Below are 15,201 nucleotides of genomic sequence, written 5' to 3'. Positions count from 1 at the left end.
CTATGTCGCGCCGCGCGGAATTCGACTAATCTCTGCCCAGCACCATGCTCAAATCGATCAGGAACCTCTTCCGGGCCAAGCCCGAATCACCCAGCGCGTCCGTGCCGGACGGCACCCGTTATTATGTGATCGGTGATATCCATGGCTGCAACGACCTGTTCGAAACCCTGATTCTGGCGATCGAGGAAGAGGCTGCCGCAGCACCCCATCTCGATGTCCGGGTTGTCTTGCTCGGCGACCTCGTCGACCGCGGCCCCGATAGCCGCAGCGTCATCGCCAATGCGCGCGAATGGCAACGGCGCCGCCGGGTCGATATCCTGGCCGGTAATCATGAAGAGATGTTCGTGAAGTCGTTCAAGGATACCAAGGTCCTGCGGCACTTCATCCGGCACGGCGGGCGCGAGACAATCCTGAGCTACGGCGTGTCCGAGAAGAAATACAACAATGCGGATCTCGATGAGCTGCAGAAGCTCATGCGCAAGAACGTCCCGAAGGACGACCTGCAATTTCTCAAGACCTTCGAGGAAATGATTATCGCGGGCGACTATGTCTTCGTACATGCCGGGATCAAGCCGGGGGTCGAACTGGAAAACCAGAAGCGCGACGACCTGCTATGGATTCGCGAACGCTTCCTCGAACACGATGGTCAGCACCCGCTGCATGTCGTGCATGGTCATACAATCTTTGAGGATATCGATGTACGGGCCAATCGCATCGGGATCGACACCGGGGCATTCCGCTTCGGTCGACTGACCGCACTCGTGCTGGAAGGCACGACGCGGCGGGTGATCCAGGCAGTTGAAACGGACGGCGCGATCTCCGTCGAGAAAAAGGAAACGCTGGTATGAAAATCGCGATGGTCGGTTCGGGCTATGTCGGCCTTGTGTCCGGAGCCTGTTTCGCCGATTTCGGCCATGATGTGGTTTGCATCGACAAGGATCAGTCGAAGATCGATCGCCTGCACGAAGGCATCATGCCGATCTACGAGCCCGGGCTCGACGCGCTCGTCGAAAGCAATGTGAAAGCCGGACGGCTCAGCTTCACCACGGATCTGGCAGAAGGCATCAAGGGTGCACAGGCAATCTTCATTGCCGTTGGCACCCCCAGTCGCCGGGGCGATGGCCATGCCGACCTTACTTTCGTCTATGCGGTGGCGCAGGAAGTGGGCGAGAACCTTGCCAACGAGGCTGTGATCGTGACCAAGTCGACAGTCCCCGTCGGCACAGGTGATGAGGTCGAGCGGATCATCCGCAATAGCGGCACCAGCCAGAAGTTCTCGGTCGTCTCCAACCCCGAATTCTTGCGCGAAGGCGCTGCCATTGGCGATTTCAAGCGCCCCGACCGCATAGTCATCGGCGCAGAGGACGAATTCGGCCGCGAGGTCATGAGTGAAGTCTATCGCCCGCTGTTCCTCAACGAAGCGCCGATCCTGTTCACCAGCCGTCGCTCGAGCGAGCTGATCAAATACGCCGCCAACGCCTTCCTTGCGACCAAGATCACCTTCATCAACGAGATGGCGGACCTGTGCGAAAAGGTTGGTGGCAATGTGCAGGATGTCAGTCGCGGCATCGGCATGGATGGCCGCATCGGCGCAAAGTTTCTGCATGCGGGGCCCGGTTATGGCGGCTCTTGCTTTCCCAAGGACACGCTGGCGCTGCTCAAGACCGCCGAGGATTACGACAGTCCGGTGCGTATCGTGGAAGCTGTGGTCAAGGTCAACGACAGCCGCAAGCGCGCGATGGGCCGCAAGGTGCTCGACGCGCTGGGCGGCATGGACGCCGCGCGCGGCAAGAAGGTCGCGCTGCTCGGCCTGACCTTCAAGCCCAACACCGACGACATGCGCGATAGCCCGGCGATTGCCGTGGCGCAGACGCTGACCGATGCCGGGGTCGAGGTTGCGGCCTACGATCCCGAAGGCATGGAGCAGGCCCGCCCGCTGATGCCGGAAGTGACCATGGTCGACGATCCCTACGCCGCCATCGAAGGCGCGGATGCGGTCGCCATCGTCACCGAATGGGACGCCTTCCGCGCGCTCGATCTCGACCGGGTCAAGGAACTGGCGAAATCGCCGGTGCTGGTCGACCTGCGCAATATCTACCAACCCGACGACGTGCGCGGGCGCGGGTTTGAGTATGTGAGTATCGGGCGACCCTAATCAGCCCAGCCAGCGTCGACGGTTTTCAGTTTTGCGCAAGCCGGCAACAGCCGCACCAATCACCAAGACCCCGGCCATGATACAGGCCAGAGCGATGCGCGCATCGACCTGCCCACCGCGGAAGTAGATCGCCAGCAGCGCCCAGCAGAAGACCAGCGCATACCATGGGTTGCCGCGGCTGCGGAATGTGGCGGTGGCAGCGATCAGCCCGCCGACAACGATCAGGCCCGCCGTTAGCAAGCCGTTCTGCCCGTCGCCGACGCCGTGATAGACCAGCGAGGCGGTGATATTGACGATGCTTGCTGCGGTCAGCCACGCTGCCAGCGCGCTGAACAGCAAGCCGACCAGCAAACGTTCGGCCAGCGTGAAGTCACGCTCGAAGTTCACAACGATCCGCAACACCGCCAGCAGGCCGACCAGCGAGGTCAGGATGATCACCGCGCTGATCGCGGTAAGGTTGGCCCATTGGGTATAGGTCGCCCATACGCCCTGCATCACCAGCCCCAGCGCCGCCCACCAGCCGATCCGCCCAATCAGCGCATTGTCCGCCTGCTTCGGCAGCGCCTGCCAAACGGCGAAACATGCCGAGCCGAAGAACAACGGCCCCCAGATCGCGAAGGCCCAGCCCGATGGCGTGATCAGCGTGCGGATACTGTCCGAGCGATCTCCGATCGGATCCCCCAGCCCGAGCGCCGGAAGGAATGTCGCCCCGATCTGGATGAAGAGCGCGACGAGGATGGCGATGCGCTGCGAAGCAGGGCGCAGGTTTATAGTGTCCATGGAAACAGAAGGCCCGGGAAACGCATGGGTTCCCGGGCCTTCTTCGGGGGACTATTCTTCGGTGCCCTGCTCCACGGGCAGGCTGTTGGGCACATCATAGGGTGAACCAGTGGCGATCATGTGGCTGATCGCGACACGACGCGCTGCCAATGCCTTGGGCTGGATGCCGGGGTATGAGAACGATCCAGCGTTATGGCATTCGAAGCAATTGTTGCCTTGCTTGCCTTTCGCGCTCTGAAGGAACGTCTCCGCCGTGCTGTTCATCAGGCTGATCGCGCCCACGGCATCACCGCGCCCAAGATTCTGCCAACCCTCGGTCGTGGTGACGTATGTGTTGGGCTTGAACCAGGTCGTGCCGATCAGATTATAGTTCTGGAACGGCGTCCCGGGCTTGATCGATTGCAGTTCCGCCTGCGAGACCTGGTTGAGGACAGTAATATTGGCCGGTCCATCAGGCTGGGTATCGCCCCCGGTCCGGTTCATCTGCACAACCTGCGTCATCGGCGAGAACTTGCCGGTCGCTTCATCGAAGCTCACCACCGCCCCGCTGGAGGGATTGGTGCGCACCAGCAAGGTATCGCTGCCCATCGGCGTGTTGGCGTCGTAGAATGTGAAGTTGTCCGGATTGCTGGCGCTGGCATCAAACACGAAGGTGTCGTCAGCAAAAGTCGGCGCGTTTATCTTGTGCTCGAAAGTCGCCCACAGGAATTCCGGGTGGTTCTCGGTATAGCCGACCACATGCATGCCTACGAGCGCGACTGTCACAGTCGTGAACTGACCGGTGGTGACTGCCTTGCACACGTCATCGACGCAGCTCTTGGTGAGAACCGGCACCTCGGCCTGGGTCGTGTACGCACCTTCGGGGGCAGACTCACCTTCGTCGAGCCGGTACCAGGTCGCTTTTACGACCGCATCGCCGACACTGAAGTAGTCGTCCTGGTTCGGATTGCTTTCGTAGGCACCCGTGGCGATGAGATTACGCTGGACGGTGGCGAAGAAGCCGTCGGTCATGTGGACTGAGGCATAGACCGGATAACCGTTGCGTCCGATCAGCATGCTGCCATCGGCCTCCACAATCGCGCCGTCGCGATTGGCAACACCGGGCATGTGCAGCGGTTTCATATGTCCTTCGAGCCGAAGCAGGCCAGGAGTGCGAGGTGCGTCCCCCTTGGTCGGGATCAGGTCGTCCGGCGTCTTCCACCCCAGGAAGCGAGGCGCGTTATTCTCGCCGACCTCGGCAGTCGCCCAGATAAATGTCTCCCACGACCACTGGTTGAACTGGCAATCGTCAGCCTCGGCAGAGGTATTCACGTCCATCATGGCAGCGGGGTCGAGATAGGCTTCGAGCCCCTCGGCCCAACCGAGCCCCTCCGGACAATTGACCGAAGTCAGATCCAGCTCGGTGGTTGCGCCGGGCTTGTCTTCACATCCTGCCAGCGAAACCAGCATGGCGAGCGCGCCACAAACGCCCGCCACCTTTCTCGATATTGAATTGCTCATTTCCTATCCCTCCCGCAATAAAGCAGTGCTGCACAAACAGATGTTGCGCGAGCAGAACCATCGCAGGCCAGATACAAATTCAATCCCCGAGTGCGACCTCGTATTCATCCTTATGAGCGGTGGATCCAAATAAATCTCTACCGGTCTGTGACGGATTCATAAGGTCGATACATTAGATTTTCGGCAGCGTATACTTTTCTGGCAATAAACCATGTGAATTTTTAACAGACCACGCAATGCCAGGCATCCTTCAAGAGAGTATGTGCCTCCCCCAGCGGACCGGACAACAACGAAGTGGCACCCGACTCGACTGGCGTCTCTGAACGGGCAGGTGAACCACGACGAACGGGGCCTTCCACTGAATCGGGAAGCGGCCTTTTGCGTTGGCGTTACCGCCCCAATTCGCGCAGTTCCCCGAACGCCGCGCGCATGCCGCAACTGATGTAGTCCTGCGCCTCGTCAGGCGTGTCGGCATTGCCGGAGTAGCGGAAGAACAGGCGCTGGTCCCAGACCAGCAATATCGGGATCGGCGAACCGTCCCGGGCTGTGGCCGAATACCAGCCCGTTGCCGGATCGTATACCAGCTCGTCAGCACCCAGTGAGCAGGTGTGAGCGTTGCCGCCGACCGCTTCGCCCCGCGCGCTGATGCTGCCGTCCTCACGACCGGTGAGGGTCACACCCTGCATCGAGGCCATTCGAATGGCAGGCAGGATGCGCTGGTAGAGTGCGCTTTGCCGCATGTCGTCGGTAACGGGGAGAACGTCTTCCTCATATTCGCGCGAAGCATCGGGCGCGATCGCGAGCTCGGTGCCGATCGCTGCAAACAACTCCTGCATGCGCGCCCTGTAGCTGGTTTCAACGCATTCGCCTTTGGTGCAATCGTTGCGGCGACTGAGCCAGGCGCGCTGGCCCGCCGCGTCCGCTTTCCCCGCCGTTCGAGCCTGCCCATAGAGGGCGGCCATGTCGCGATCGAGCCTTCGCAACTCGCTCTGATACTCGCCGCATATGAGCGTTTCGACGCTCTTTGCAGCCTTGGCACAATCGAACGAGGGAACGTCACGTTTCGCCGCACGGCTGGATGTGACGAGAGCGCCGAACTCTTCGGCCGAAAGTTCGACTCTTGCGCGGCCATCGTCTGGGCTTTGAGGCTTGTAGCCAAGCAGCACCGGGCCGATCACATCGATGCCCTCAAGATAGGGAACCGCCCGCGCCGAGACATAAGTGCGGTTGAAGGTTGCTCCATCGAAACTGTCAAAACCCCAGATCGGGTAACTGGAGAGATCGGCGTCGGTCAGGTCCGCCCCGCTAAAGTCGGCCCCGCTGCTGCCTCCGCAGCTCATGTCCATGGTGATCTCGCACTTGAACGCGAAGCTCTCCATGAACGCGCCTCGGAAACTGGTCCCTTCGAGCTTGCTCGACCAGTTTGCCCCTTCCCAAGTTGCCCCACCCAGCGAAGCGCCGGACAGGTCGGCTCCCGACAGGTCTACCCCGACGAACTGCGCCGTATCGAGCGTCGCACCGCGCAGGTCAGCCCCCGCCATTTGCGCACGGATGAATACCGTCGAGACGAGATCTGCCCCGCGCAAGTCGCTCTTTTCGAGCTTGGTCTCAACGATGCAGCCCCGGTCGAGAAACCACGCAACTTCGCGCAGGTCCTGCCCGCTGAAATCTCCACCGACGACAATATGCATGCTGCCGCGATGAGGCTTGGCTTTCTCGACAAGTTGCTCAAGCGTCGTCAGACCCCGTGCATCGACCAGTGTGCTCGACGCAGGCATTCCGCTGCATTCGGACCGGGCCTGTTCGATCAGGCTATCGTCGGCCTGCCCGGTGGTTGCCGCAAGTGCCAGTGCCGTCAGTGTCCCGAGCATCGTATCCCCCCCTTGCCTTGCCCCGAATCTATCAAGGCAAGCTGGGCATGGCATGAACGAGGCCGGAAAGTGAAGTGCCAGGGGGCCTGTAAGCCGGGTTCTGTCTTGCGGGCGGTATCCCGAGGGACCGGCCCCGCAAGGGCAGCCATTCATCTGGGCGGCGGATTGCTCCGCGCGCTCTAGCAGCCAACCCGGACCTCTCTCGGCGAAGCGCCAATGCCGTCCTTTCTTTCGATTGGGCGGCGCGAGGTCCCTATTTGGCCTTGCTCCGGGTGGGGTTTGCCATGCGGAGACTGTCGCCAGCCCCCCGGTGCGCTTTTACCGCACCCTTTCACCCTTGCCTGTGCGCTTTAGGCGCCATCGGCGGTATACTCTCTGTGGCACTGTCCCTCGGCGCAATCCTTGCGGCCCGCGCCGGGCGGGCGTTACCCGCCACCCTTGCTTCGTGGAGCCCGGACTTTCCTCGCATCTTGCGACACGCAGCTGCCCGGCCCCCTGACACTGCCCATATAGTACGGGCGCCGGCTCAATGGAAGCTGGCGCCCGCTCCTGGTGGCCCGTGCAAGGCTGGTAGTACTAGCCGCCGATGTTCTCGAGTGATTCTTCCGGTGCCAGCAGGTAGCGCCAGATCGCTGCGCCGATGGCTGCACCAACCAGCGGCGCGACCCAGAACAGCCACAGCTGGCCCATCGCGCCCGTCTCCGCGAACAGCGCCACGCCAGTCGAACGTGCCGGGTTCACCGAAGTGTTGCTGACGGGGATCGAGATCAGGTGGATAAGCGTCAGCGCCAGGCCGATGGCTATCGGAGCGAAGCCGCCCGGAACCATCGACGAGGTCGAGCCGAGGATCACGATCAGGAAGAAGGCCGTCAGGACAACCTCTGCCACCAGCACTGCCGGCATCGAATACCCGCCCGGCGACAGCGCGCCATAGCCGTTGGAAGCAAAGCCGCCCGCGCTCCAGTCAGGGTTGCCCGAAGCGATGAAGAACAGCACCAGCCCAGCTGCTGCTGCGCCGACGACCTGTGCAAACCAATAGGGAGCTAGCTCGCGCCAGGCGAAGCGCCCGCCGACTGCGAGGCCGAGCGACACAGCCGGGTTGAAATGCCCCCCGGAAATGCCGCCGACGGCATAGGCCATCGTCAGCACGGTAAGCCCGAACGCCAGCGAAACGCCGACAAAACCGATCCCCAGCTCGGGGAAACCCGCAGCCAGGACTGCCGAACCGCAGCCGCCGAAGACCAGCCAGAATGTGCCGAAGAACTCAGCGCTCAATTTCCGTATCATATAGTTTCCCCCATCTTCCGAAACGATGCGGGAAACTACACCCGTTTGACCGCACCCGTCGATGATCGGGTTGTAAATTGATCTTCCCGCGCGCTCAGCGCGCCATGCCGCGATCACGGTCGAGCAACAGCTGGAACAGGATCGCGCGAACTTGCCCGTCAACCTGACCGTCGATCAGTTCCGGCCGCCAGCGCCGCTGGAATGCCTCGACCGCCTTGTGGCCGTCAGTGATGTCATAGCCAAAACGCTCGAGCGCCAGATAGAAGGCTGCGTCATTGTCGAACGGGTCACCCTGCTCCAGCTTTACAGGGCGTGGCAGGCACAAATGATATTCTGCCAGCCGTTCCCAGGGGAACAGCTCTCCCGGATCGGTCTTGCGCTGCGGCGCAACGTCCGAATGGGCGACCACATTGGCACGCGGGATGTCATAACGCTGGACGATCGAATGCAGCAGCGGGACCAGCGCATCGATCTGCTTCTCCGAAAACTCGCGATAGCCCAGCGCATGGCCCGGATGGTCGAGCTCGATACCCACGCTGGCGGAGTTTACGTCTCGCGTGCCGCGCCAGTAGGAAACGCCAGCATGCCAGGCGCGCTTGTTTTCGGGCACCAGCAAGGTGACTTCGCCTTCCTCGCTGATGAGGTAATGCGCGCTGACCTGCGCCTCAGGGTCGCACAAGCGGTCGAGCGCGGTTTCGACCGGTTTCATCTCGGTATAATGCAGCACCACCATGCTGATCGGCAGCGCCCGTTCATTGCAATTCGGCGATGGCCGTTCATGGTGGACCAGTTCCCCCATCAGCCCGGCAGTACCGCCCCCAGGACCAACGCTTCTTCGCTTAGCTGGTATTGCAGCTCGCCTTCACAACTGTCGGCAAGGATCGACAACATATAGGCGGGCGCAGTCCGGCCGGACAGGCCATCCGCAGGCAACAAGCCCTCCAACGCCTTGCCTACGCTCACATCGAATGCGACCTTGGGGCCTGCGGCACGGACGACAATCTCGCTAGCGCCGTCGCGCCGTTCGGCACCGACATCCAGCGTTCCGCCGCGGACCAGCGCATCGAGCCCCATCTGGGCATAGTTGAGCATGACCTTCACCGCCGGCTTGGGCAGGCTGTCGGTGGCAATGGCCCAGTTGATCTCCACTCGCTTGGCATCGGCGGCCAATGCCTCGATCACGGCCTTGGGTTCGGTCACATCGACACGATCACCGAAGCCACCTGCCGCGCCATAGGCCAGGCGGAAGAACTTCAGCTTGTTGGCGCTGGTGCGGGCGCTCTGTTCCAGCAACTCCAGGCATCGCTGGCGCATCTCGGGATCTTCTTCGTCAGCCAGCAACTCCAGCCCGTTCGACAACGCGCCGACCGGCGAGAGCAGGTCATGGCACAGGCGCGAGCACAGCTGGCTGGCAAGGGTAATGGCGTCGGTATCGTGCATGGGCGAGATCAAATTCCTGAGTGCGTCTGATGAGACATGGACCGCATGTTACACAGTCCTAGCGCAAAAAAACCCTCCTGCCAGCAGGAGCAAGCCGTCGCTGGTGAGAATAGGTCTGAATGTGCGGTCATTTGCGGAGTTTAGCCATCGACAGCAGAGTAGGAAAGTTCGATGAACCCGCCCTTGTTATCGCGCCAGAAGGTGACTCTGCCCGCGCCGGCTATGGCCCAGATGCGCCCGTCATGCGCGGCACGCGCGCAGTCGGTGGCGGAAGGTTCAGCTGCGCCGGCCGGATGCGAATGGTAGTAGCCCATCACCTGTTCTCCACCTTGTCGCGCAGCGCGATGAGCATCAATCAAGGTCTGCGGATCAATCTCGAAGTTGGTTTCCGGCAGGGCATGGACATTGGCAGCAGGAAGGATCGCGTCGATCCGCGCCACGTCACCCAACAGGATCCCGCAGCACTCGCGTGGATGCGCGCGCTCGGCCTCGGCCCGGATCGCCGCCACGACATCCCTTGTCACTTCGAAATGCATCGCCCATGGCCCTAGCATGGGTGAAGCCGAAGTCATCACCGGAACGCTGCAAACCCCTGGCCGGGTCGACAAGGCGCTGGCCGAGGCGAGCGAGCTGTCGCGCGAGCGGATCAAAGGCCTGATGGCGGAAGGGGCTGTCACGGTAGGCAAGACGATCGTTACCAACCCCTCGGCCAAGATGCAGGCCGGGGCGCATTTCGAGATCCGCCTACCTCCACCCGTGCCGCTAGCCGCAACACCGCAGGACATCCCGCTGGACGTAGTGTTCGAGGACGAGCACCTGATTGTGGTCAACAAACCCGCCGGGATGGTCGTCCACCCAGCAGCGGGCAATCCAGACGGTACGCTGGTCAATGCATTGCTGCACCATTGCCATGGACAGTTGTCGGGCATCAACGGCGTTGCCCGCCCCGGCATCGTCCACCGCATCGACAAGGACACTTCGGGCTTGCTGGTGGTGGCAAAGTCGGATGCCGCGCACGAAGGGCTGGCAAGGCAGTTCGCCGATCATTCGATTGAACGTCGCTATATCGCCGTCTGCGCGGGTATCCCCAATCCGCGCGAAGGAAAGATAGACGCGCGGATCGGCCGCAGTGACCGCGATCGCAAGAAAATGGCCGTGCTTCCCAAGGAATCCTCGCGTGGCAAACGGGCAGTGACCCATTACAAGGTCATCGAAACGCTCGGGAAGTGCGCTGTGATCGAGTGTCGGCTGGAAACCGGGCGTACCCACCAGGTTCGCGTTCACTGTCAGTCAATCGGGCATCCGCTACTAGGAGACCCTGTTTACGGCAGCGATCCCAAGGGGTTGCGACCGATTTTGAAGGAGATAGGCTTCGCCCGACAGGCACTGCACGCGGCCGATCTGGGGTTCGATCACCCCGTAACCGGCGAAAGGGTGCGATTCACCGCCGATTTACCCGAAGACATGCAGGAACTGATCGACGAAACTGCGCGTTTTTATCGATGAAAGGCGGTGTAATCTGCCGCCTGAAACACTATATGTAACCGTGTGGCCCACTCGCACGGATGCCCATCAGGGGTCCGGCAACCGGGTTGACGCAAGAAAGGTTAGGGAAAGAGTGAGCAATTCCAAGGCAGTAGCCATCCCGGCACTGGGCGGTGAGCAGAGCCTCAACCGTTATCTCGCCGAAATCAAGAAATACCCCGTCCTCACCGCCGAGCAGGAATACATGCTCGCCAAGCGCTATGAGGAACATGAGGATCCCGATGCTGCCGCGCAGCTCGTTACCTCGCACCTGCGACTCGTGGCCAAGATTGCGATGGGCTATCGCGGCTATGGCCTGCCGGTTTCGGACCTGATCTCCGAAGGCAATGTCGGTCTGATGCAGGGCGTGAAGAAATTCGAGCCCGATCGCGGTTTCCGCCTCGCGACTTACGCAATGTGGTGGATCAAGGCTTCGATCCAGGAGTATATCCTGCGCAGCTGGAGCCTCGTGAAGATGGGTACCACCGCCGCGCAGAAGAAGCTGTTCTTCAACCTGCGCCGGATGAAGAAAAACCTCGACGCCTACGAGGACACCGACCTCCACCCCGATGACGTGGCCAAGATCGCCACTGACCTCGGCGTGCCGGAGCAGGAAGTCGTCAACATGAACCGCCGGATGATGATGGGCGGCGACGGCTCGCTCAACACCCCGATGCGGGGCGGCGAGGAAGGCTCGGGCGAATGGCAGGACTGGCTGACCGACGATCGCCCGCTGCAGGATGAAACCGTGGCCGACGCCGAAGAGGCGCATGTCCGGCACGAAATGCTGGTCGAAGCTATGGAAAGTCTCAACGAGCGTGAGCAGCACATCCTGACCGAACGCCGCCTGACGGAAAACCCGCAGACGCTGGAAGAGTTGTCGCAAGTCTACGACGTCAGCCGCGAGCGCATTCGGCAGATCGAAGTGCGTGCCTTCGAAAAGCTGCAGAAAGCGATGCAGCGGATCGCCGGCGAAAGGCTGATGCCGGGGATGGCTTGACGCCCCATTGCGTGACAGAATTCGAGGCCCTGTTCCATTCGGATCAGGGCCTCGTTGCTTTTCTGCCGGACGAAAAGTAACCGGCTAACATGATCCGCCTTGCCAAGCTCCTGGCCAAGATTGTCGTCTGGTTTATCGGCATCAGCCTGGGGCTGGTGGTGCTGTTCAAGTTTGTGCCGGTCCCCGTCACGGCAACAATGGTGCTCGACGGCAATGGCATTACCAAGGACTGGGAATCGCTCAGCAACATTGATCGCGACCTCGTGCGTGCCGTCATTGCGGCGGAGGATGGCAAATTCTGTTCGCACAGCGGGTTCGATGCTGAAGCGATCGAGAATGCGATCAAGCGCAACGCCGAGGGCGGACGCATCCGCGGCGGCTCGACCATCAGCCAGCAGACCGCGAAGAACGTGTTCCTGTGGCAGGGTGGCGGTTACGTCCGCAAAGGCTTCGAAGCCTGGTTCACTTTCCTGATCGAGAAGATCTGGGGCAAGCGGCGGATCATGGAGGTCTATCTCAACGTCGCGGAAACCGGGATCGGCACTTACGGAGCCGAAGCCGGTGCCCAGCGCTACTGGCACAAGTCTGCTGCCTCGCTTTCGGAAATGGAGGCAGCGCGCATGGCGGCCGCCCTGCCGTTGCCCAAGAAACGGGCCGTCACCAACCCCCGCGGCTGGGTCCGCGGCTATGGCAATACGATAGCCGCGCGTATCGGCGTTGTCCGGCGTGACGGATTGGATTCCTGCGTCTACGACTGATTCGCATGGGCGCGACGCATTCACACCATCACGGGCACGACCATGCGCACGGCCACCACCATGGCCACGGTCATAGCCATGCGCCCAAGGACTTCGGGCAGGCCTTTGCCATAGGCGTGGTCCTCAACACCGCCTTCGTTATCGTCGAAGCGACATATGGCTATCTTTCGGGCTCCATGGCCCTGATCGCCGATGCCGGGCACAACCTGTCGGATGTGCTGGCCCTGCTGCTGGCATGGGGTGCCGCAGTGGCTGCAAAGAAGCCACCTTCGGGCCGCTTTACCTACGGCTACAAGAGCTCGACCATCCTCGCCGCCATCGCCAATGCTGCGTTGCTGTTCGTGGCTATCGGAGTCATTCTTTACGAGACCACCCACCGCCTGATTGCGCCGGCATCCGTCGAAGGCTGGACCATGATCATCGTTGCCGGGATCGGCGTTGTCATCAACACCGCCACCGCTTTGCTGTTCGTACGTGGGCAGGACGATATCAACATCCGCGGAGCCTTCCTGCACATGGCCGCCGACGCGCTGGTCTCAGTCGGCGTAGTCATCGCCGGTGCTGCCATATTGCTGACGGGAGCGGTCTGGATCGACCCGGTCACCAGCCTCGCCATCGTGGCCGTCATTGCCTGGGGCACATGGGGCCTGGCGCGCGACAGCGTGAAGATGGGGCTCAATGCCGTGCCCGACGGGATCTGTGAGAAGGAAGTCGAAAGTTTCCTCGCCCGGCAAGAGGGTGTGAACGCAGTCCATGACCTGCACATCTGGCCGATGTCGACCACGGAGACCGCATTGACTGCGCATCTTGTGATGCCAGGCGGCCATGGGGATGCCTTCCTGCGCGAACTTGCCCACGATCTCGAGCATCGGTTTGGTATCAACCACATGACCGTACAGGTCGAACGCGAACCCGGGTGCGGGGGAGGCTGTTGAGCGATGCCGACGCCACTGCGGCCCGTGAAAGGCTCCGCGCGGCAATAGTGCGGCTGGCCGGGGGCGATCGTGATGCCTTGCGAGAAATCTATGACGTCACCCATGCGAAGCTATTCGGCATTTGCCTGCGTATCTTGAATGACCGCAAGGAAGCCGAGGACGCATTGCAGGACGTTTATCTCACCCTGTGGCGGCGCGCCGACCGCTACGACCCGGAACGGGCCAGCCCGATTAGCTGGCTCGCCGCTTTCGCGCGCAATCGCGCCATCGACCGCCTGCGCACGGGCAAGGTCAGGCGCGGCGCAGTGCCCGTCGATGAAGCGATGGAGCTGGCCGACGATACCCCGCGTGCGGACGCGCTGCTGGAGGATGCCGAGCAATCTGCCCGCATCCATCACTGCCTCGGCGAACTGGAAGAACCGACACGGTCTTCCATCCGTACTGCCTTTTTCGAAGGGCGGACCTATGCTGAAGTGGCTGAAACCGATGGCGAGCCGCTCGGCACCGTCAAGAGCCGGATCCGCCGTGGCCTCGCCAAATTGAAAGCCTGTCTCGAAGCCGAATGACCGAACACGACCACCTCGCTGCGGAATACGCTCTCGGCCTCCTTGAAGGGGAAGAGCTGCTGCGCGCGCGCGGAATGGAAGCGCGCGACGCGGACTTCGCGGCGACGGTGGCGAAGTGGCAGGCGCATTTCGCGCCGCTGCTGGATGAGGTCCCCGCTCAGGAGCCCCGCACGGATCTGTGGCAATCGATCGAAGCCGAACTGGACAGGTCGAGCGAAACCGGCGGCAATGTCGTCGCGTTTGAGAACCGCTTGCGGCGGTGGAAATGGGCGACGGGCCTGAGTTCGGCCGTGGCAGCGTGTCTGCTGTTGATGCTGACCTTCTTCCCGTACCAGACTCCGACACCCGTTGCCCCCGAAGCAGGGCCGCCGCTGGCGGCTTCGATTCCGGTGGGCGAAACCGGACTGCGGCTCGAAGTGACCTATCTCGATGACCGGCACGAACTGCTGGTCTCGGCAGCGGGTCTCACCGCCGATGGCGTGCATGACCACGAGCTGTGGGTCGTTCCTGAAGAAGGTGCGCCACAATCGCTCGGCGTCGTTGCTCCGGGTAAAGTGCGCAAAACCTCGCTCGACGATGCGCTCGCGGCCCAGCTGAGAGACGGGGCCGAGCTAGTCCTGACGCGCGAACCGTTGGGCGGCGCGCCCAAGGATGGCGAAGCCGGCCCGGTTGTTGCACAGGGCACTTTCACCGCGCTCTGACGCGGCGTTCCCAGGAAAAATTCGCGACAGGATGCATCCGCGGTGCGGGTGCTTTCGTATCTTCCTGTGCCAGGCAGGACGGGGCCGTTGGCACAACAGGAGAGAATACCCATGTCATTCCCAAAGAAAGCCCTCGCCGCTGCCTCTGCCCTTGTCCTGCTGGGAGGCGGTACCGCTGTCATGACGCAGCCCGCGCTCGCAGGCCATCACAAGGCCAAGAGCCAGCCGAATATCGTCCAGACTGCACAGAGCACCGGCGTACATAACACGTTGGTCGCAGCAGTCGGCGCAGCGGACCTCGCCGGTACGCTCTCGAACCCCGGCCCGTTCACGGTGTTCGCGCCGACCGATACCGCCTTTGCCAAGCTGCCGGACGGCACAGTCTCGACCCTGCTCAAGCCGCAGAACAAAGGCCAGTTGACCAATGTGCTGGTCTACCACGTGGTGGAAGGCGCAGTGAGCGCAGCGGACCTCACCAGCGCCATCATGCGTCACCGGGGCAGCTTCACCATCGATACGCTAGCGGGTCAGAAACTCACCGCGCGCCTTTCCGGCGACACTATCGTCATCACTGACGCCGCTGGCCGTGCGACAGCCGTAACACAGGCCGATGTGAACACTTCGAACGGCGTCATCCACGTGACGGATGGCGTCTTCCTGCCGGGCTAAGTCCCCCATCACCGG

The 15,201-nt window shown here is 61.9% G+C and carries 16 protein-coding genes and 1 other RNA gene; 9 read left to right on the top strand and 8 right to left on the bottom strand.

The features are described from left to right. Nucleotides 1–44: 44 nt before the first annotated feature. Both QPW08_RS04540 and QPW08_RS04535 read left to right on the top strand, forming a co-directional pair. The gene (locus QPW08_RS04540; protein WP_284124554.1) at nucleotides 45–848 is read left to right on the top strand and encodes a metallophosphoesterase; all 804 of its coding nucleotides are present in this window, start codon (nucleotides 45–47) and stop codon (nucleotides 846–848) included. Next, a complete protein-coding gene (locus tag QPW08_RS04535) occupies nucleotides 845–2,155 on the top strand; it encodes a UDP-glucose dehydrogenase family protein (RefSeq protein WP_284124553.1) in 1,311 nt (436 codons plus the stop codon). The genes QPW08_RS04540 and QPW08_RS04535 overlap by 4 nt, the downstream gene beginning before the upstream one ends. On the opposite strand, the gene QPW08_RS04530 is transcribed toward QPW08_RS04535, so the two are convergent. From QPW08_RS04530 to QPW08_RS04495, 8 genes are all read right to left on the bottom strand, one after another. Next, a complete protein-coding gene (locus tag QPW08_RS04530; protein ID WP_284124552.1) occupies nucleotides 2,156–2,935 on the bottom strand; it encodes a hypothetical protein in 780 nt (259 codons plus the stop codon). A gap of 51 nt (nucleotides 2,936–2,986) precedes the next feature. Next, nucleotides 2,987–4,435: a hypothetical protein gene (locus tag QPW08_RS04525; RefSeq protein ID WP_284124551.1), complete on the bottom strand. Its 1,449-nt coding sequence runs from the start codon at nucleotides 4,433–4,435 to the stop codon at nucleotides 2,987–2,989. 389 nt (nucleotides 4,436–4,824) lie between these two features. Further along, nucleotides 4,825–6,306, bottom strand: a complete 1,482-nt coding sequence (locus tag QPW08_RS04520) for a pentapeptide repeat-containing protein (RefSeq protein WP_284124550.1) — start codon at nucleotides 6,304–6,306, stop codon at nucleotides 4,825–4,827. 73 nt (nucleotides 6,307–6,379) lie between these two features. After that, nucleotides 6,380–6,805, bottom strand: an RNA gene (gene rnpB, locus QPW08_RS04515) — RNase P RNA component class A. Nucleotides 6,806–6,882: 77 nt separating this feature from the next. Next, nucleotides 6,883–7,593, bottom strand: a complete 711-nt coding sequence (gene aqpZ / locus QPW08_RS04510; RefSeq protein ID WP_284124549.1) for an aquaporin Z — start codon at nucleotides 7,591–7,593, stop codon at nucleotides 6,883–6,885. Between the two features lie 94 nt (nucleotides 7,594–7,687). Further along, nucleotides 7,688–8,392, bottom strand: coding sequence for an N-acetylmuramoyl-L-alanine amidase (locus tag QPW08_RS04505; RefSeq protein WP_284124548.1), 705 nt, complete (start codon nucleotides 8,390–8,392; stop codon nucleotides 7,688–7,690). Next, complete coding sequence (locus QPW08_RS04500) at nucleotides 8,392–9,033, bottom strand: histidine phosphotransferase family protein (protein ID WP_284124547.1); 642 nt, start codon at nucleotides 9,031–9,033, stop codon at nucleotides 8,392–8,394. Before QPW08_RS04500 ends, QPW08_RS04505 begins: the two co-directional genes overlap by 1 nt. A gap of 140 nt (nucleotides 9,034–9,173) precedes the next feature. After that, entirely contained in the window at nucleotides 9,174–9,605 is a 432-nt protein-coding gene (locus QPW08_RS04495; protein ID WP_284124546.1) for a M67 family metallopeptidase, read from the bottom strand. On the opposite strand from QPW08_RS04495, the gene QPW08_RS04490 reads away from it, so the two are divergent. The 7 genes from QPW08_RS04490 to QPW08_RS04460 all read left to right on the top strand — a co-directional run bounded on the left by QPW08_RS04490 (nucleotide 9,586) and on the right by QPW08_RS04460 (nucleotide 15,186). Further along, nucleotides 9,586–10,539, top strand: a complete 954-nt coding sequence (locus tag QPW08_RS04490) for an RluA family pseudouridine synthase (RefSeq protein ID WP_284124545.1) — start codon at nucleotides 9,586–9,588, stop codon at nucleotides 10,537–10,539. The genes QPW08_RS04495 and QPW08_RS04490 overlap by 20 nt on opposite strands. 112 nt (nucleotides 10,540–10,651) lie before the next feature. Further along, nucleotides 10,652–11,557 carry an RNA polymerase sigma factor RpoH gene (rpoH, locus tag QPW08_RS04485; RefSeq protein ID WP_284124544.1) on the top strand — a complete coding sequence of 302 codons (906 nt, stop codon included), beginning with the start codon at nucleotides 10,652–10,654 and terminating at the stop codon, nucleotides 11,555–11,557. Nucleotides 11,558–11,646: 89 nt separating this feature from the next. Next, entirely contained in the window at nucleotides 11,647–12,315 is a 669-nt protein-coding gene (gene mtgA, locus QPW08_RS04480; RefSeq protein ID WP_284124543.1) for a monofunctional biosynthetic peptidoglycan transglycosylase, read from the top strand. A 5-nt stretch (nucleotides 12,316–12,320) separates the two neighbouring features. After that, the gene (locus tag QPW08_RS04475) at nucleotides 12,321–13,250 is read left to right on the top strand and encodes a cation diffusion facilitator family transporter (RefSeq protein ID WP_284124542.1); all 930 of its coding nucleotides are present in this window, start codon (nucleotides 12,321–12,323) and stop codon (nucleotides 13,248–13,250) included. Further along, nucleotides 13,247–13,816, top strand: coding sequence for a sigma-70 family RNA polymerase sigma factor (locus QPW08_RS04470; RefSeq protein WP_284124541.1), 570 nt, complete (start codon nucleotides 13,247–13,249; stop codon nucleotides 13,814–13,816). The genes QPW08_RS04475 and QPW08_RS04470 overlap by 4 nt, the downstream gene beginning before the upstream one ends. Then, a complete protein-coding gene (locus QPW08_RS04465) occupies nucleotides 13,813–14,517 on the top strand; it encodes an anti-sigma factor (protein ID WP_284124540.1) in 705 nt (234 codons plus the stop codon). The genes QPW08_RS04470 and QPW08_RS04465 overlap by 4 nt, the downstream gene beginning before the upstream one ends. Before the next feature lie 111 nt (nucleotides 14,518–14,628). Then, nucleotides 14,629–15,186 carry a fasciclin domain-containing protein gene (locus QPW08_RS04460; protein WP_284124539.1) on the top strand — a complete coding sequence of 186 codons (558 nt, stop codon included), beginning with the start codon at nucleotides 14,629–14,631 and terminating at the stop codon, nucleotides 15,184–15,186. The last annotated feature ends 15 nt before the right edge of the window (nucleotides 15,187–15,201 follow it).

Source organism: Parerythrobacter aestuarii (assembly GCF_030140925.1).
Lineage (GTDB): Bacteria > Pseudomonadota > Alphaproteobacteria > Sphingomonadales > Sphingomonadaceae > Parerythrobacter > Parerythrobacter aestuarii.
This window is presented reverse-complemented; position numbering and strand designations above follow the sequence as displayed.